Origin of the sequence: Planotetraspora sp. A-T 1434 (assembly GCF_025420585.1) — a bacterium.
GTDB lineage: Bacteria > Actinomycetota > Actinomycetes > Streptosporangiales > Streptosporangiaceae > JAOEGB01.
Genome location: NZ_JAOEGB010000021.1, coordinates 82,564 through 99,502 on the forward strand (window position 1 = coordinate 82,564; position 16,939 = coordinate 99,502).

At 68.5% G+C, this 16,939-nt stretch carries 20 protein-coding genes; 10 read left to right on the plus strand and 10 right to left on the minus strand.

Annotated elements, in window-relative coordinates:
* Positions 1 to 81 precede the first annotated feature (81 nt).
* On the plus strand, positions 82 to 453 hold the full coding sequence (locus N5079_RS25120) for a phage holin family protein (RefSeq protein WP_261586513.1): 372 nt from the start codon (positions 82 to 84) through the stop codon (positions 451 to 453).
* A 62-nt stretch (positions 454 to 515) separates the two neighbouring features.
* Here the strand turns inward: N5079_RS25120 and N5079_RS25125 are convergent, their stop codons facing one another.
* The gene (locus tag N5079_RS25125; protein WP_261586514.1) at positions 516 to 1,511 is read right to left on the minus strand and encodes a LacI family DNA-binding transcriptional regulator; all 996 of its coding nucleotides are present in this window, start codon (positions 1,509 to 1,511) and stop codon (positions 516 to 518) included.
* 159 nt (positions 1,512 to 1,670) lie between these two features.
* Between N5079_RS25125 and N5079_RS25130 the strand changes: the two genes are divergently transcribed.
* The 5 genes from N5079_RS25130 to N5079_RS25150 all read left to right on the plus strand — a co-directional run bounded on the left by N5079_RS25130 (position 1,671) and on the right by N5079_RS25150 (position 4,536).
* Positions 1,671 to 2,561 carry an amidohydrolase gene (locus N5079_RS25130; RefSeq protein WP_261586515.1) on the plus strand — a complete coding sequence of 297 codons (891 nt, stop codon included), beginning with the start codon at positions 1,671 to 1,673 and terminating at the stop codon, positions 2,559 to 2,561.
* Complete coding sequence (locus N5079_RS25135) at positions 2,558 to 3,097, plus strand: cysteine dioxygenase (protein WP_261586516.1); 540 nt, start codon at positions 2,558 to 2,560, stop codon at positions 3,095 to 3,097. The genes N5079_RS25130 and N5079_RS25135 overlap by 4 nt, the downstream gene beginning before the upstream one ends.
* An 86-nt stretch (positions 3,098 to 3,183) precedes the next feature.
* Positions 3,184 to 3,411, plus strand: coding sequence for a hypothetical protein (locus N5079_RS25140; RefSeq protein WP_261586517.1), 228 nt, complete (start codon positions 3,184 to 3,186; stop codon positions 3,409 to 3,411).
* Entirely contained in the window at positions 3,408 to 3,827 is a 420-nt protein-coding gene (locus N5079_RS25145; RefSeq protein ID WP_261586518.1) for a hypothetical protein, read from the plus strand. The genes N5079_RS25140 and N5079_RS25145 overlap by 4 nt, the downstream gene beginning before the upstream one ends.
* 70 nt (positions 3,828 to 3,897) lie before the next feature.
* Positions 3,898 to 4,536 carry a Uma2 family endonuclease gene (locus N5079_RS25150; RefSeq protein WP_261586519.1) on the plus strand — a complete coding sequence of 213 codons (639 nt, stop codon included), beginning with the start codon at positions 3,898 to 3,900 and terminating at the stop codon, positions 4,534 to 4,536.
* 8 nt (positions 4,537 to 4,544) lie between these two features.
* On the opposite strand, the gene N5079_RS25155 is transcribed toward N5079_RS25150, so the two are convergent.
* On the minus strand, positions 4,545 to 5,255 hold the full coding sequence (locus tag N5079_RS25155; RefSeq protein ID WP_261586520.1) for a (2Fe-2S)-binding protein: 711 nt from the start codon (positions 5,253 to 5,255) through the stop codon (positions 4,545 to 4,547).
* An 81-nt stretch (positions 5,256 to 5,336) separates the two neighbouring features.
* Entirely contained in the window at positions 5,337 to 6,485 is a 1,149-nt protein-coding gene (locus tag N5079_RS25160) for a CynX/NimT family MFS transporter (protein WP_261586522.1), read from the minus strand.
* 508 nt (positions 6,486 to 6,993) lie between these two features.
* Here N5079_RS25160 and N5079_RS25165 point away from each other — a divergent pair.
* Positions 6,994 to 8,034, plus strand: coding sequence for a LacI family DNA-binding transcriptional regulator (locus N5079_RS25165; RefSeq protein ID WP_261586523.1), 1,041 nt, complete (start codon positions 6,994 to 6,996; stop codon positions 8,032 to 8,034).
* 131 nt (positions 8,035 to 8,165) lie between these two features.
* The gene (locus N5079_RS25170) at positions 8,166 to 8,381 is read left to right on the plus strand and encodes a hypothetical protein (protein WP_261586524.1); all 216 of its coding nucleotides are present in this window, start codon (positions 8,166 to 8,168) and stop codon (positions 8,379 to 8,381) included.
* A 14-nt stretch (positions 8,382 to 8,395) separates the two neighbouring features.
* On the opposite strand, the gene N5079_RS25175 is transcribed toward N5079_RS25170, so the two are convergent.
* The 3 genes from N5079_RS25175 to N5079_RS25185 all read right to left on the minus strand — a co-directional run bounded on the left by N5079_RS25175 (position 8,396) and on the right by N5079_RS25185 (position 11,523).
* Complete coding sequence (locus tag N5079_RS25175) at positions 8,396 to 9,271, minus strand: carbohydrate ABC transporter permease (protein ID WP_261586525.1); 876 nt, start codon at positions 9,269 to 9,271, stop codon at positions 8,396 to 8,398.
* Positions 9,268 to 10,146 (minus strand): sugar ABC transporter permease, encoded by an 879-nt coding sequence (locus N5079_RS25180; protein WP_315967883.1) that lies wholly within the window; start codon positions 10,144 to 10,146, stop codon positions 9,268 to 9,270. The genes N5079_RS25175 and N5079_RS25180 overlap by 4 nt, the downstream gene beginning before the upstream one ends.
* Positions 10,147 to 10,236: 90 nt before the next feature.
* Positions 10,237 to 11,523 (minus strand): ABC transporter substrate-binding protein, encoded by a 1,287-nt coding sequence (locus N5079_RS25185; protein WP_261586528.1) that lies wholly within the window; start codon positions 11,521 to 11,523, stop codon positions 10,237 to 10,239.
* A gap of 1,295 nt (positions 11,524 to 12,818) precedes the next feature.
* Between N5079_RS25185 and N5079_RS35615 the strand changes: the two genes are divergently transcribed.
* On the plus strand, positions 12,819 to 13,685 hold the full coding sequence (locus N5079_RS35615; RefSeq protein WP_410007828.1) for an ABC transporter ATP-binding protein: 867 nt from the start codon (positions 12,819 to 12,821) through the stop codon (positions 13,683 to 13,685).
* 25 nt (positions 13,686 to 13,710) lie between these two features.
* Here N5079_RS35615 and N5079_RS25195 read toward each other — a convergent pair whose 3' ends face one another.
* On the minus strand, positions 13,711 to 14,379 hold the full coding sequence (locus tag N5079_RS25195; protein ID WP_261586530.1) for an HAD family hydrolase: 669 nt from the start codon (positions 14,377 to 14,379) through the stop codon (positions 13,711 to 13,713).
* A complete protein-coding gene (locus tag N5079_RS25200; protein WP_261586532.1) occupies positions 14,376 to 14,591 on the minus strand; it encodes a hypothetical protein in 216 nt (71 codons plus the stop codon). Before N5079_RS25200 ends, N5079_RS25195 begins: the two co-directional genes overlap by 4 nt.
* 242 nt (positions 14,592 to 14,833) lie before the next feature.
* On the opposite strand from N5079_RS25200, the gene N5079_RS25205 reads away from it, so the two are divergent.
* Positions 14,834 to 15,154, plus strand: a complete 321-nt coding sequence (locus N5079_RS25205) for an aldo/keto reductase (RefSeq protein ID WP_261586533.1) — start codon at positions 14,834 to 14,836, stop codon at positions 15,152 to 15,154.
* 60 nt (positions 15,155 to 15,214) lie between these two features.
* Here N5079_RS25205 and N5079_RS25210 read toward each other — a convergent pair whose 3' ends face one another.
* Both N5079_RS25210 and N5079_RS25215 read right to left on the minus strand, forming a co-directional pair.
* Positions 15,215 to 15,733, minus strand: coding sequence for an MmpS family transport accessory protein (locus N5079_RS25210; RefSeq protein ID WP_261586535.1), 519 nt, complete (start codon positions 15,731 to 15,733; stop codon positions 15,215 to 15,217).
* Between the two features lie 207 nt (positions 15,734 to 15,940).
* Positions 15,941 to 16,876: a LysR family transcriptional regulator gene (locus N5079_RS25215; protein WP_261586536.1), complete on the minus strand. Its 936-nt coding sequence runs from the start codon at positions 16,874 to 16,876 to the stop codon at positions 15,941 to 15,943.
* Between the last annotated feature and the right edge of the window lie 63 nt (positions 16,877 to 16,939).

Sequence of the window (16,939 nt, forward strand, 5' to 3'; positions counted from 1 at the left end):
CCCTGTCACGGACCGAAAGCACGTCGAGCCTATCCCCTGCGCACCCGCGCGCGTTTTGCCCCGACATGGAAGGATCTCCCCGTGAAGGTCATACTTAAGATCGTGGTCGTCGCCGCGGCCCTGTGGGCGTCGACGAAGCTGGTGACCGGCATCGCGGTCACCGCCGACACCACCGCCAAGCAGATCGCCACCCTCCTGGCGGTCGCCCTCATCTTCGGCCTCGTCAACGCCATCATCAAGCCGATCATCAAGACGGTCGGCTGCGCGTTCTACGTGGTCACGCTGGGCCTCTTCGCCCTCATCGTCAACGCCGCCCTGCTGCTGCTCACGAGCTGGCTGGCCGAGAAGCTGGACCTTCCCTTCCACGTCAGCGGATTCTGGGCCGCTTTCTGGGGCGCGATCGTCGTCGGCGTGATCAGCTGGGTCCTCAACATGATCCTCGGCGACGACTGAGATCCTCCGGCGGCGCCTTCAGGTGCCTGCCGTACGGCCCGGCCCGTGCCGAACCCAGCCGCTCAGCCGAGAGGCTGGACCGACACGCGCTCGCGCAGGTCGGGGGCCTGGACGATGCGACGGCGCCGCGTCTTGCCGTCCGAGGCGGCGACGACGAGCCGTACAGCGGCGCGGACGATGCCGTCCAGGTCCCAGTTGACGGTCGTCAGCCCCAGTAACTCCGACATCGGATGGTCGTCGTACCCCATCACGGCGACGTCCCCCGGCACCGACAGCCCGAGCTCGGCGGCCGCCTTGTAGACGCCGTACGCGATGGAGTCGGAGAAGCAGAACATCGCGCTCGGCCGGTCGGCGCGGGAGAGGATCTCGCTCGCGACCCCGGCCGAGTCGGCGAGCCCCTGCCGGGCGGTCTGGACCTCGATGTCCAGGCCCAGCCGCTCGGCCTCGGCGATGACATGCACGTCGGCGGGCCGGTCCGGGGTGCTGGGACGGGTGGGGGTGAGCACGGCGACGCGGCGATGGCCCTTCTCGCGCAGGAATTCCAGGGCCATCGTGACCCCGCTCCGGTTGTCGAAGACGACCTCGGCGGCGGTCTGACCGTTCCGCAGGGCGTCTCCGATGGCCACGACCGGCAACGAGTCGGTCAGATCGGCCCAGAACCTGGCCGCCGGGTCCACGGGTTGCACGATCAGCCCGTCGACCCGCTGGTCCCTGAGCTGGAGGGCGAGCGTCCGCTCGCGGGCGGGGTCTCCGGCCGCGTCCAGGATGAGCGCGTAGCGGTCCTTCTCACGCAGTGACCGCCCGATACCGACCGCGAGGGACTGCTGCCAGAGGTCCTCCAGCGAGCCGCAGAGCAGGCCGATCATGCCGGTCCGGCCGCTGGCGAGGGCCCTCGCTATCGGGTCGGCCTCGTAACCCAGCTCGGCGGCGGCCTGCCGTACGCGGAGCATGGTCTCCTCGGACACCTGCATCCCGCGAAGGGCGTAGCTCACCGCCGCAGGTGACAGGCCGGTCGCCTGGGCCACCTCACGGATCGTCGCGCGCTTACGCGGAGCCACTCCGTAACCCTATGCCGGACAGGCCCCGACGTCTTGACAGTGCGGAGGTGAAGCGTTTCACTGAAACGGATCAGTGAATCGCTTCAACGGCTTGACATGGAAGACCTCTAGCCATTACATGTATTATGAGTCGGGAATGGGGACAACGAGGAGGTGGCGATGAGCATCGACGTGCACCAGCACCTGTGGACGCCGTCGTTCCTCGACGCCCTCCGCCGTCGCTCGGAGCCGCCATTTCTCGACGGGTGGACCCTGGTCCTGGACGGCGAGGCGCCCTACGAGGTCGACCCCGGCGACCACGACGTGGACGCCCGGGTGAAGCTCAACGCCGATCTCGACCTCGCCCTGATCTCGCTGTCGAGCCCACTTGGGATCGAGCACCTGCCGCCGTCCGAGGCGTGGCCGCTGATCGACGCCTACCACTTCGGCGCCCGCGGGCTGCCCCGGCCGTTCCGGGCCTGGGCCGCCGCCCCGGTGACCGACATCGATCCCGTACGGCTCTCGCACACCCTGGACCAGGGGTTCGCCGGGCTCCAGCTTCCCGCGACGGCCCTGCAGAGCGCCGAGGGTTTCGGCACGGTGGCCCCGCTGCTCGACGTGCTGGAGGAGCGCGGCCTGCCGCTGTTCGTCCACCCCGGGCCGGCCGCCACCTCCGAGGGGCCGTCGTGGTGGGCCGCGGTCGTGCCGTACGTGCAGCAGATGCACGCCTCGTGGTTCGCCTTCCAGGCTTTCGCCAGGCCCAGGCATCCCGGGCTGAAGGTCTGCTTCGCTCTGCTGGCCGGTTTAGCCCCGCTTCACTCGGAGCGGCAGATCAACCGGGGAGCCTCCGGACGGGGGCTCGTGGACCCGGACGTGTTCGTCGAGACCTCCTCCTACGGGCCCCGCGCCATCGACGCCGTGATCCGGGAGCTCGGGATCGACGTCGTCGTCAACGGCTCGGACGTTCCGTACGCCGAAGCGCCGTCGCTGGAGTTCGGCGACGCCGCCCGCCACGCCATCCGCGTGGCCAACGCCAACCGCCTGTTGTCACGAAAGGAGTCGCAGTCATGAGCACCCCCACCGTCCAGGTCGCCGAGAGCTGTGCTCCTTTTGAGGACCTCCCCGCACGCCCACTTGATCGTTCTGAACTGTCGGCCTTGGTCAACGAGCTGGCGGAGCAGCCCGAGCTGTGGAAGGAACACCTGAGCTTCGAGGGAGCCGAGGACGGAGGCCGCCACTACGCGTCCCTCTACCGGGATTCCTACGTCGATGTATGGCTGCTGTGCTGGCGACCCGAGGACGACACCGGCTGGCACGACCATGACATCTCGTCCGGTGCCGTGCGCGTGGTGTCCGGCGTGCTGAAGGAGTGCAACCCGCGGATCGGCGGCGAGCATCTGGAGACGACGGTCAAGGAGGGTGAGTCCTTCACCTTCGGCCCCGACCACATCCACCGGCTGACCGGAGCGGAGCACGGCAGCGTCTCCATCCACGCCTACTCGCCGCCGCTGTGGCGCCTGGGGCAGTACTCGATCAGCCAGGGCGGGATGATGCGCCGCCTGTCGGTGAGCTACGCCGACGAGCTGCGCCCGCTCGACCCCGCCTGACGAGCGGCCGGCCCTCTTGACGAGCGGCCGGCCCCTCTTAAAGGAGGAACGCCTCTCCGCCGGTATGCGACGCGTATGGTGAAGGTATGAACCGTATCAGCGTCGCGATGCCCGAGGATCTAGAGGCGCATCTCCGCGAGCTCGCCGGCGGCAACATGTCGGCGTACATCATCGACGCCGTGCGAGCTCGCGTCGAGCGGGATCTGAAGGTCAACGCGTACTACGCCAGCATCGGCGGGAAGCCCGACACGGCGGCGGCGGAGCTCTCGGCCGCCGAGGCCCGCATCAGGTCGTTCCTGCAGATTCCCTCGTGACGGTTCTGGGGCGAGGGCTCGTCCTGGACCCCAGCACGCTCCGCGCTCACGCCGCGGGCGACATCTACACCCAGACGATGATCGGCTGGGCGCTGGAGAACGAGCGGCCGATCGTCATCCCAGCCCTGGCGCTCGCCGAGAGCTACCGAACTGCGGCGACCCAGCAGGCGCGCGAGCGCATCACGAGCCTGACACGACTCGCCGAAGCGGTCGACTCACTGGACGCGGCCGGAGGCCGCGACGTGGGGCTGATCTGCGCGTTCGGCAACGAGCCGGAGCTCGCCCACGGCCACACGGCCCTCGTCGCGCTGCTCCGCAGGCGCTCGGCCAGCCCGCTGTACGACTGGGCGATAGTCACCGAGGAGCCGGACCGCTACCGCAAGATCGCCCCCGCCGTCCCCACCGGCTGGAGGTGACCACGTCACATCAATCACGGTCTTGGGGGAACAATCAGAGAGAGCGACGAGACGACGAGATTGTATCCCGATGACCACGAACGGTGACGGCGACGACGCTACGCTGCGTGACATGACCAGCGTGCTTGCCGACTGGCCCTACCCTCCGCCAGGGGGGTGGACGGCCGACGACCTCGACCTGCTCCCCAGCGACGGCCCCAACGGCGAGCTGGACTTCTTCAAGCACGTCGAGCTCGTCGATGGAGCCCTCATCTTCATGTCCCCCCAGAAGCGCTTCCACGAGCGCGTCCTGTACGGCTTGCGCACGATCCTGAACGCCCAACTGCCCGAGAAGGTCGTCGCGGTGGGGCAGATGGACGTCAAGCTCGGCCAGCGGCAACGGCCCTGCCCCGATGTGTCACTCGTGGACTCTTCCGCGGCGGAAGACGACGGCAGGACCTACTACCTGCCGGAGGAGATCTGTCTCGTGGTCGAGGTGGTCTCCCCGGAGTCCGAATATCGGGACCGGGAAGTCAAGCCTCAACGCTACGCCGCTGCCGGGATCCCGCACTTCTGGCGTGTCGAGAACAATGACAACCGGCCGGTTGTCTACGTCTATGAGCTCGATCCGGCCACGCGGACGTACGCGGTGACTGGGATCTACCATTCCCGGCTCGCCGTGGAGGTGCCGTTTCCCATCGAGATCGACCTGGACGGCCTGCCGCGCTAGCGCATGGATCAGACGACGCAGCAGGTGGAGCAGGGGTCGGCGTCGGGAAGGGTGATCCAGAGGCAGCAGGTGCGGCGGCGGTAGCCCGTCTCGTGGGGAACCACCAGACCGTCCACTGGCTCGCCGATCTCCTTCAGCAGCGCCGCCGCCTGGCCGTACGTGCCGGATCTCAGCAGTGGGTGGACGAACGCCTCGGCGGTGGAGCCCCACAGCGTGCGGGCGCCCACCTTTGTGAGCCTGCCGAGGGCCGTGATCAGCGGCTCCTGGCCGTCGAGCAGGGCGTCTCCGATGGCGGTTCCGAGATGGTCGACCACCTTCGTGCCGGGGGCGCCCGCCAGCGGATCGTGCGGGAGCACGGCCACGGTGATCTTCAGCGCCGCGATCGTCACGCCCGCGTCCGACGATCTCACCACGGTGTCCGCGAAGCGCATCAGCGGCACCCGACGCCCGAGCGCCCAGCCGAGGGCCATCGGCAGCGTGTGCCAGTAGCTGTAGGTCTTCCACAGCAGCGCGGCGGCCACATGGCGCGGCGCGCCCCACCGGGCCGCCGTCTCGTCCACCAGGGACAGCAGCGTGCCGTACGGCTCGCGCACCAGCTCGGGGGCGCGGGTCCACTCCGACGAGTCCTCGGTCACGAGCCGGGGAAGGACGCCGAGGGCACCGCCGCGTTCGGCCGCGAGGCTCTCCAGCGTCGCGGCGAGAGGATCGAGCAGCGGCACGCCCCCAGGGTAGGCCGTCACAGGGTCATCAAGGGTCGTCATGGGGCCGTCGCACAGCCGCCACGGAGCGGTCGCGGGCCGTCACTGGGCCCTCGCGGTGGGGCGGGCCGCGAGCACGCCGAACCCGAGCTGGACGACGCACGCGCCGATCCCGGCCAGCAACGGCAGGCTCCAGCCGCCGGACACCTGGTGGAGCAGGCCGATGGCGAACGGCCCGAGCGCGGCGAGGACGTAACCGGTCGACTGCGCGACGGCCGACAGCGCGGTGACCGAGGCGGGGTCCGGCGCCCGCAGCGCGATGATCAGGAGCGCGAGCGCGATAGAGGCGCCCTGCCCGATGCCCAGAACGACCATCCAGAGCCACGGAAGCGTCGTCGGCGCGAGCAGGATTCCGGCATATCCGGCGATGGTCAGGACGGCAGCCGCCGCCACATGGGGCACCTGGGATCTTGCTCTGCCGGCGTGCACGGGCACGCTGAGAGTCGCCGCGATCTGGGAAAGGTTGGTGAGGCTCAGGAGATATCCGGCCTGATCGGCGGGAAGCCCCGCATTCTGGAAAATCGTCGGCAGCCAGGCGAGCACGATGTAGAAGGTGAGCGACTGAAAACCCATGAACGCCGTCACGAACCACGTCGTCCTGCTCCGGAGCAAGGCGCGGTAGGGCCGGTGGCCCGGGTCCCCGCCGCCTCCCTTCCGTGAGCGGACCGCCTGGGGCGCCCAGAGCACGGCCGCCACCAGGGCGAAAGCGGCCACCGATCCGGTGGCGGTCCGCCAGCCCACCTGGCCGGAGAGCGGCACCATCGCCGCCGACGCCGCGGCGGCCCCCGCCACCAGGCAGGAGACGTAGACCCCGGTGAAGATCCCGATATGGGAGGGAAAGTGCTGCTTCACGATCCCGGGCATGGCCACGTTCATGATGGCGATGGCCGTGCCGGCGAGCGCGGCCCCGCCGTACAGGGCGATGAGGCCGCCGGCGCTCCTCACGGTGACGCCGGCCGCGAGTATGAGCAGGCCGATGAGGAGCGTGCGGTCAAGGCCGAGCCGGCCCGCCAGAGCGGGCGCCAGCGGGCCCAGCAGGCCGAGGCACACCACCATGACCGTGGTGATCGCGCCGCCCGCCGCCGGGCTGAGGCCGAGATCGCCCATGATTTGGTTCAGCACGGGAGAGACCCCCGCGAGCGCGGGCCGGAGGTTCAGAGCCGCCAGGACGAAACCGGCTAAGAGCAACACTCGACCACGATCGACCACAATCGCCCTCATCATCCCCCAAACCCTACCGGCGTGATCATGCACACCTTCCTGGACTCCCCTCCTTACCTGCTCCGACTCCCAGCGTGATCATGCAAGGATTCCCGAAACCCGCCTCTCACCTGCCCCAAGGCGCAGCGTGATCATGCACGGGGCCATGCACGCACGGCCCTCGCCGCTCTGGACCCAATAGCAAAGCCGCCGATCCGGCCTCAAGAGTGCATGATCACGGCGACCACTGGCCCAGCTCAGGCGCATCGGCCGGGAAGGCGTGCATGATCACGGCTACCGCTGGCCCAGCTCAGGAGCATCCGGCGGGAAGGTGTGCATGATCACACACAGGGGTTGGCGCGGTCCGGGGGATTTCCAGGAATCTGCGCATGATCACCGCAAGATCAGCCCTAAGGTGGGGGGTGGGTGACAACGTTGTCACAGCCGCCGAATGGGAGATGATCCACTAGTGGGAGACACGAGACGCGGCCGTCCGACCATGAACGACGTCGCGGCCGCCGCCGGAGTGGCGCTCAAGACCGTCTCCCGTGTGGTCAACAACGAGCCGGGGGTCAACATCGCCACGGCCGAGCGGGTCCAGGCCGCCATCGACCGGCTCGGGTATCGGCGCAACGACAGCGCGAGGACGCTCCGCAGCGGTCGCACCGCCAGCATCGGCCTGGTGATCGAGGACGTGGCCGACCCTTTCTACTCGGGGCTGAGCAGGGCGGTTGAGGATCTGGCGCTCCGCCAGGGCTACCTCGTCTTCACGGGATCCTCCGGAGAGGACCCCGCGAGGGAGCGCGAGCTCGTCCTCGCCTTCTGCGCCCGCCGCGTCGACGGCCTGATCATCGTGCCCGCGGGCACGGACCACGGATACCTCTCCCCCGAGTTCGACGCCGGCATCGCGGCCGTCTTCGCCGATCGTCCGCCGGGCACGGGCTGTGACGCGGACACGGTGCTCTGCGACAACGCCGGAGGCGCTCAGGCGGGCATCCGGCACCTCATCTCCCATGGCCACCGCCGCATCGCCTTCTTCGCCGACTCCCCCGCGATCTTCACGGCCACCGAGCGGCTGTACGGCTACCGCCAAGCTCTGGCCGCGGCCGCCCTGCCGTACGACGAGGGTCTGGTCGCGATGGGGCCGCCGGAACAGGCGCGGGTGCAGGCCGGCCTGGAGCGGCTCCTGGCCGCACCCGACCCCCCGACCGCGCTGCTCACCGGCAACGGCCGGACCACCGTGGCGATCCTCCGCGCCCTCAGCGCGCTCCCCTCCAAGCCGGTACGGCACGGCGGCCGCCTCACGGACCTCGTGGGAATGGCCGTCGTCGGGTTCGACGACTTCGAGCTGGCCGACGTGCTGGGGATCACGGTCGTGGCGCAGGACCCGTCGGGGCTCGGCCGTACCGCCGCCGAGCTCCTCTTCCGCCGGATGTCCGGAGACGTCGGGCCGTCCCGGCGGGTGGAGCTGCCCACCCGGATCATCGCGCGCGGCTCGGGCGAGGTCCCGCCCCGCCAGGGCGGCAAAGGCGCGAGCTGAGGTCGTCGCCCCTCCCCAGGCCACCGCAGCGTGAACGCACAACCGGGCTCCACGGCCCCCGCCGAACGGCCCGGCCGCGAGTGCTATGCTCCGCAAATTCATCGGATGAGCTGAAGAATCGGAATAAGCGCATGGCAAAGTACCGCATTCGCTTCGCGGGCACCGTGACCACCACTGTCGAGGTCGAGGCCGAGACCAGGGAAGACGCCATCGAGGCGGCGTTCGAGGACCTGCCCGGCTCGCTGTGCCAGGAATGCGCCGGCCACTACGACCTCGACCAGGGCAGCCTCGACGTCGCGATCGACTCGGAGACCGGCGAGCAGGAGATCGAGCTCATCGAGGCCTGACCCGGCAGCCCTGGTCAGCCCTTCAGCGCGCCGGCCATGAGGCCGCGCATGAAGAACCGGCCGAGCAGCACGTAGACGATCATCGTGGGGATGGACGCGAGGATGGCCGCGGCCATCTGCTGGCTGTACGGCACGGTCTGGGCGCCCGCGATGTTGTTGAGCATGACCGTGGTGGGCCACGACGTCGGGGCGGTGAGGAAGACCGCGAACAGGAAGTCGTTCCACATCGACGTGAACTGCCAGATGATCACCACGGCGAAGGCCGGGGCGGAGACGGGCAGCACGACCGACCAGAACGTGCGCAGCATCCCGGCGCCGTCGACCCGGGACGCCTCGATGAGCGAATCGGGAATCGTGACGTAGTAGTTCCGGAAGATCAGCGTGCAGATCGGGATGCCGTACACGACGTGCGCGAGCGTCAGGCCCGGGATGCCGCCGTAGACGCCCAGGTTCACCATGAGCTGCACGAGCGGGATCATCACGCCCTGGTACGGAATGAACATGCCGAACAGGAACAGCGTGAACACCACGTCGGCGCCGGGGAAGCGCCACTTGGCCAGGACGTAGCCGTTCATCGAGCCGAGCACGGCCGAGATCAGCGACCCGGGGATCGCCAGCAGGAAGCTGTTGACGATGCCGGGTTCCAACTTCTCCCACGCGATGCTCCACGCCTCGGTCGTCCAGACCTGTGGGAGGTTCCACGCCTGCCCCGGGTCGGCCTCGCTCAGCGGCTTGAAGCTGGTCACGAGCAGCACGTAGATCGGGATGAGGAACACCACGACGAACAGGATCAGCAGCGCGAGCCGCACCCACCGGGCGACGGCCGCCCGCTGCCGGACGTGCGTGACCGGAGCGACGGGACGGGTCTTCTCGATGACGTCCGCGGTCATGAGCGGTTCCCCCTGCGGGCGTTCCAGATGAGGTAGGGCACGACGAAGACGGCCACGGACAGCACGATGTAGGAGGCGATCGTGGCGCCCTTCGCGGGGTCGTGGGAGTCGAAAACCGCGGTCCACATGAAGATCGCGGGCACGTCGGTGATGATCTGCTTGCCGGACACTGCGACGATCAGGTCGAAGACCTTCAGCGAGATGTGGCCGAGGATGATCAGGGCGGACAGTGTCACCGGCCGCAGTAGCGGCAGCACTACGTAGCGGTAGACCTGCCACTCGCTGCAGCCGTCCACTCGTGCGGCCTCACGCAGGTCTTCGGACACCCCCCGGAACCCGGCCAGGAAGAGCGCCATGACATATCCGGACATCTGCCAGATCGCCGGGATGGCCATCGCGGCCATGCCCCAGTCCTGGTCCCGGAACCAGTGCCACTGGAGGAAGTCCAGCCCCAGGTAGTGGAACAGCCTGTTCAGGCCGACCGCCTGCTCGCCCGTGCCGCTGTTCATGAGCCACCGCCACACCACGCCGGTGGCGATGAACGAGACGGCCATCGGGAACAGGTAGACCGTCCGGAAGCCGCCCTCGCCCTTGATCCCCTTCTCCATCAGGAAGGCGAGGAACCACCCGAGAGCGAGCGCGCCGACGACGAAGACGACGGTGAAGATGATCGAGTGCCGGACCGAGATGCCCCAGCGCTCCTGGTCCCAGATGCTGATGAAGTTGTCCAGCCCGACGAAGTGTCCCGGCGAGATCTCGTCGTGCTGGTCGGTCATCGCGACCTTGAAGTTCCATCCCAGCAGGCCGTACACGAAGACCGCGATGAGGACGATCGATGGCGACACCAGTAGCAGCCCCGGCAGCCACCTGCGCACCCGCGTCACTTGTACCTCTCAAAAGTCATGTACGGCTCACGCCCGCCGAAGTTCGCCCAGGGCAGGCGTGAGCCGTACAGGGAGATCAACTTACTGGCCGCCGGCCTTGGCCGCGGCGACCAGCGCCTGCTGGAGCTTGGCCACGTCCTGGTCCTGCTGGAACAGGCCGATAGCGTCGCTGAGCGCGGTCTTCCAGGCGTCGGGAGCCACGACACCGTGCTGGATGGAGCCGGCCAGCTTGTCGGCCGACCACTGCTCCAGGCTCCAGGCCAGGTAGTCCTTGTACAGGGACTTGTCGGCGTCCTTGCGGGCGGGGATGGAGCCCTTCAGGGGGTTGAAGGCGTCCTGGCCCTCCTTGCTGGCGGCCACCTTCAGCCACGCCACGGCGCCGTTCCTGTTGGGAGCGCCCTTGGGCAGCGTGAAGCTGTCCGACAGCCACATGAAGGTGCCGTCGGTGCCCGGCGAGGCGGCCCAGTCGAAGTCGGTCTTGGACTGCTTGCCGAGACCGCCGTCCGGCGGGTTGTGGAAGTAGCCGTAGGCCCAGTCACCCATGATGTTGAAGGCGGCCTCGCCGTCGGCGACCTGCTTGGCCGCGGGCTGCCAGTCCTCCTGCGGAGTGCCCGCGTAGGACAGGACGGTCTTGAAGTTCTCCAGCGCCTTGGTCACGTTCGCGTTCGACCAGTCGGCGTTCGGCGCCCAGAGCGCGTTGTACGCGTCGGTGCCGAGCGAGCCGAGCAGCACGTTCTCGAACAGGTGGACCACGGTCCACTGCGAGCCGATCGACAGCGGGATCTTCCCGGCCTTCTTCACCTTGGCGAGGTCGGCGATGAACTCGTCGACCGTCGCCGGCGCGGCGGCGATCCCGGCGGTCTTGAGGACCCCGGGGTTGAACCAGAGGACGTTCGAGCGGTGAATGTTCACCGGCACCGAGTACACCTGGCCCTGAACCGAGATCTGGTCGATGAGCTGCTGCGGGAAGACTTCCTTCAGCTTGAGCTCGTCGTACAGGAAGTTGAGCGACTCGAGCTTGCCGGCCTTGATGTAGCCCTGCAGCTCGGCGCCCGCGTGGCCCTGGAAGGTGTCCGGGGGCTGGTTGGCCTGAAGCTTGCTGGACAGGAGGGCGCGAGCCTGGTCGCCGGAGCCGCCGGCCACGGCGGCGTCGAAGAACGTGAAGTTCGGGTTCTGCTTCTCGAAGATCCCGCGCATCGCCTTCAGGCCGTCGGCCTCACCGGGGCCTGTCCACCACGAGAAGACCTCGACCTTCTTCTGCGCGGCCTGACCGCCTCCGCTCCCCCCCTTGTCGCCGCCTCCACAGGCGGTGAGGGTGAGCAGACCTGCCACAGAGACCGCGACGGCCGCCATCCACCGTCGTCTCATCGCAACAATCCCTTCGGGGTATCCGTGATGATTTCTGCCCCTGAGAAACCACAGCTGACAACGTTGTCAGCACCGGCCAATCAACCCACTTCGCACCACTTCGCGTCAAGGCATGTGCGGATAACGTCTCTGCATACGGCCGTCGCGGTCGTACGGCGGCGCTCCCGCGCGGGTAGGGCAGGCCGTCCCGGACGGCATGGGAAATGTCGGTGGCGGCGGTCACACTGGCAGGCATGGCGGTCACTGCTGACGAGCATTCCGAAGAGGACGAGCACGCCGAAGGGGACGGGAAGCCCGCGGAGGATCTGCCGACGCTGGCGGATATCGATTCGCCCGAATGGTTCCGGTATGGCGACACGATGGCCGGGATCGGGTTCCTCACAGTCGCCCGCCGTCTCCCCGGCCTGATCCGCCAGGCGCTCGGCATGGCCTGGCAGGCCAGTCCCAGGGACACGGTCGCCACCGTGACACTCAGCCTGCTCGGTGGCCTCTTCACGGCTTTCGGGCTTCTCGCGACCACGGGCGTGCTGACGGCGCTGTTCGAGGAGGGCCCGACCCCGGACCGGGTCCGGGCCGCGTTGCCGAGCCTGCTGCTCGTCGGCGCGGCGGCGACCATCCGGACCACGCTCCAGGCGGGCGCGGGCTGGGCTCAGGCCCGCTTAGGCCCCCAGATCAGCCGCATCAGCGAAGAGCGCCTCTACAGCCTCACCAGCCAGGTCGATCTCGTGTGCTTCGACGACCCCCAGTTCCACGACTCGCTCCAGCGGGCGCGGCTGCGCGGCATGGCCATGGCCGACATGGTCGTGGACACCGCCATCGACACCCTCACAGGGGTCATCGGCATCGCGGCGGCCGCCGGTGTGCTGGGCGTGCTGCACCCGGTGCTGCTGCCGCTGCTCCTGCTCGCCGTCATCCCCGACGCGTGGGCGGCGGTCCGGTCGGCCCGGATGGGCTACGCCACCGACCTCCTGCTCATCCCCGCCCGCCGCCGCAAGTGGATCATCACGGAGTTGCTGGCGGACAAGGACACCGCCGCCGAGGTCCGCACCTTCACCATGCGAGGCTTCCTCATGCGGATGTACGACAACGTCGCCCGGTCGGAGCAGCGGGTCCTGCTCGACCTGGCCCGGCGCCAGACGTACGCGCGCGTGGTGGGCGAGGCGCTCGGTGGCATCGGGCAGGGCGCCGTCTACGTGGCGCTGGGGCTGCTGCTGGCCGTGGGCGCGGTCCCGCTGGCGGTCGCCGGCACGGCGGTCCTCGCCATCCGCTCGGGTCAGGGTTCGCTGGCGAACTTCATGTACGCGACCAACCGCCTCTACGAGCAGGGGCTGTACTTCACGGACTTCCTCGACTTCGTCGCGCAGGCCGAGGCCCGGATCCCAGCCCAGCGGACGGGGAAGGCCCCATCGGGCTTCCAGCGCCTCACGGCCGAGGAAGTCACCTTCAGCTACCCCTCCTCCGCCACTCCGGCCCTGCGCGGCGTGTCGGTCCACATCGACCGGGGCGAGGTGGTGGCTCTCGTCGGGGAGAACGGCTCGGGCAAGACGACACTGTCGAAGATCCTCGCCGGCCTCTACGACCCCGACAGCGGCCGTGTCCTCTGGGATGACACCGACCTCAGCGAGGTCGACCCGCACGATCTGCGGGGGAACATCGCAGTCATCGCGCAGGACCACACCCGCTGGCCGCTGACCGCTCGCCACAACATCACGATGGGCATGGAGAAGGGCGAGACCGCGGTGGTCCACGCCGCCGAGGTCGCCGGCGCCGACCAGGTCATCGAGGAGCTTCCGCACGGCTATCAGACCCTGCTCGACCGCCGCTTCAAGGACGGTCAGGAGCTGTCCGGCGGCCAGTGGCAGCGGATCGCCGTGGCCCGCGGGTTCTATCGCGATGCCCCGCTGCTGATCTGCGACGAACCCACGGCCGCCCTGGACGCCCGGGCCGAGCACGCGCTGTTCGACCGGATCCGGCGGCACGCCGACGGGCGCACGGTCCTGCTGATCACCCATCGGCTGGCGAGCGTGCGCTACGCCGACCGGATCTACGTGCTCGACCACGGCAAAGTGGTCGAGCACGGCACCCACCAGGAGCTGATCACCCTCGACGGCCTCTACGCCGACCTCTACAACCTCCAGGCCCAGGCCTACCGCAGCGCCTGAGCCCCACCAAATCGTGTTGATCACATTATGCGGGCAACTGGGCGAGGATAAGCGCGACCGCCTCAGCAGCGTCAGCAACGATGTGGTCAGGCTTGCCGACCTCGTCCGGCCACAGTCGACCCCGGTCGATCCATGCCGTTCGCAGGCCTGCGGCCTGTCCGCCACCAATGTCCGCCACCCTACTGTCACCGACCATCCACCCACCGGCCGCCAAGGTCATGCCACACCGCTCAGCTGCGATCTCGAACAGCTGCCGCTCCGGCTTACGGACGCCCTCCGCCTCAGAGATCGCCCAGCCATCCACGTGCTCGGCAACGCCGCTGCTAATGATCGTGCGGAGTTGCACGTCGGCGAAGCCGTTTGTGACCAAGCCGACTTTCCAGCCCGCATGCCGCAGTTGGGCGAGTCCGGCGAGTGCGCCACGACAAGCCGGGATCAGGGCGGAGTGGCGCCTGCGATACCGCGCCCACAACTCCTCCACGGAGTCAGCCAGCGAGAACCGCTCCCGGACCTGGGCAAAGAAGGTCTCCTTAGGCACGAGACCGTCCCCATCAGCCTCGACCATCCACTCGGCCTCGGCTGGCTCGAGCCCATGTGTCCTACAGAACTCCAGCGCCCACAGGCGAAACCCCGAAACTCGGTCTACGAGCGTGTTGTCCAGGTCAAAGAGCGCCAGCCGTTGCAAGCGGCTCACCGTCCATCTCCACCAGCCACGAGATCCGCGCCTGGACCGGCGACGACGACCGCAACGGCGACGGCTTCCGTGTCTTGGGCGAGGACGGCATCGACGGCTACGTCGCCTTCTGGCTCGTCCGCCCCGACACTCCCCTCCCCGGCCAGCCCATCGTCTTCCTGGTCTCGGAGGGGGAGATCGCCATCGTAGCCCGACGTTCTTGTCGTGATCATGCACACATTCCTGTGTCCTGGCATTGACCAGCACTTTTACATGTCGTGACCATGCACACGTTCCCCAGACTGACTTTGAGCTGCGCCAATGAACATCGCGATCAAACATGAGACACGCACATGATCACCAAGCACATCGTCCGAGGTTGACCAGGCAACCAAGGAATCCGCGCATGATCACGAAACGTATCGTCCCAGATCAGCCGGACAATCGAGGAACGTGTGCATGATCACGACAAGAGGTGGCCGAGGGGCTGTCCGCCCCGGTGATCCGCGACGCGGCCGAGGGGAGCCTGCGGCGGCTCGGCATCGACCACATCGACGTGTACTGGGCCCACATCGAGGACCGGTCCGTACCCTTGGAGGAGACCGTCGGCGCCTTCAACGACCTGGTCACGGCGGGCAAGGTCAAGTCGGTCGGCGCGAGCAACCACGCCGCCTGGCGGCTGGAGCGCGCCAGATCGCTGGCCGCGTCGCACGGCTGGACCCCGTACACGCATGTGCAGCTCCGCCACTCCTATCTGCGCCCGCGCCCCGGCGTGCGGCTCGCTCGCCCAACTTGAGGAACTGCTGGCCGAAGTCAAGCTCGACGCCGAGTCGCGCGCCCGCCTCGACGGGAGGCATTAGTTCAGGGAGCTTGCCTGAACCCGGCACGCGCGGTACGGACCCTTGGCGGTGTCCTGGCGGACGGTGCGTCCGTCCACCTTGATGCGGCATGTCACCGTGCCTTCGGCGTTCCCGTTCCGCGCCCACAGGGACAGCGCGGACTCCGGGTCTGCGACCTTGATCGTCTTGGTGTAGGGGAGTGGAACGTCGGCTTCCCGCCTGACTCGCAACGCGACGCTATAGGCGACGTTCCCCGCCTTGGTCGCGCCGCCGTACCCCTCCGCTTCGAACACGACGGTATGGGCTCTCCGCGCAGGTGGGGTGACATCGGAGATGGCTTTCTGTGCCTCGTTGGCGCCTTCGCTCGCCGCCCCGACCACCACCGCGAAACCTCCGCCGAGCAGCAGGAGGGGGACGGCGATGACCATGACCCAGAAGAAGAGGCTCTTGCCCTTTGGCGGTGGAGGCGGCGCGGGCTGGTAGCCGTAAGGTGCGCTGTAGGTGCCGCTGTCCTGGGGACCTTGCTGGTACGCCATCGCATGGCTCCCGGTGGGGGGGATTCTAGTGTCGTCTGTGCGTCGATGATCCTTCCGGACGAGTCACCTGGCCCGCAGACTGTAGATCGAATCGTTGCCCTCCGGAACCCTGCCGCGCTTTCCGGTGATCCCCATGACGTGGTCGGTCGCCTTTGTACGGCTGCGGGTGCTCGTCGAGCGAAACGGGCGGGAGTTCGGCCTCGGTAGTTATGTGGCGAGGCCCTCCGGCCAGTGCGGCAGCCGGAGCGCCGCGCACCAGCCGTCCTTGGCGCTGAGCTCAGTGAGCACCGATACGGCGTGCCGTACGAGCGGGTGACGTTCGGCCGTCCGCCACACCAGCGACCACGGGTAAACCGGCATGGGGTCGACCAGGTCCACCACGCGCAGGCGCGGGTCTTCCGGATTCCGCACGTCGGTGCCGGTGAGGAACGCCGGCCCGCGGTCGCGCGACCACCGCAAAATCTCCTCGGCGGTCACGTTGTCGACGTTGGGAAAACGTAGAGCGCAGCCGAAGCTCTGCGCCAAGTGGCTGACCAACCCGCTCCACTCCGACGCGCTGTCCGGCGTGGACGTCCACAGGCCGAACTCGGCGAGGTCGGCGGGGCGAACGGCGTCCAGCGCGGCGAGCGGGTGCTCGGTGTCCACGACGACCATCAGCGGCTCCAACCGGATGAGACGGTGGCTCAGCGTCCGCGACTGCCGGCCGACGATGCGGCCGAAGGTCAGGTCGATCTCACCGCGCAGCAGCGCGGGCACGGTCAGGGTGAGGGTGCGCCGCGAGCTGAGCTCCACCGGGATGGCCGGGGCTTCCTCGATCAGCCTGCGGGTCAGGACCGCCGGCGCGAGGCGTTCATGCAGGACGTCGACACGAAGGCTGCGGGGGCTCCCCTGCATGGCGGCCACGGCGGCGTCGGCCGCGGCGAGCGCCTCGCGGGCCGGCAGCAAGAACCGCTGACCCGCGTCGGTGAGCGCGACACTCCGGGTCGAGCGGTCGAACATCGTGGTGCCGAGACCGGACTCCAGCTTGGCGATGCGCTTCGACAACGCCTGCTGGGTCATCGACAGCCGCTCCGCGGCCCGCCCGAAGTGGAGCTCTTCGGCGCACACAATGAACGCCCGGATCAGCGCCATGTCGAGGTCCATGCCGGACATCCTTCGATTGACAACCACTCGTTGTCAATTCCTCGCGGGGTTGTTGGACCGGCG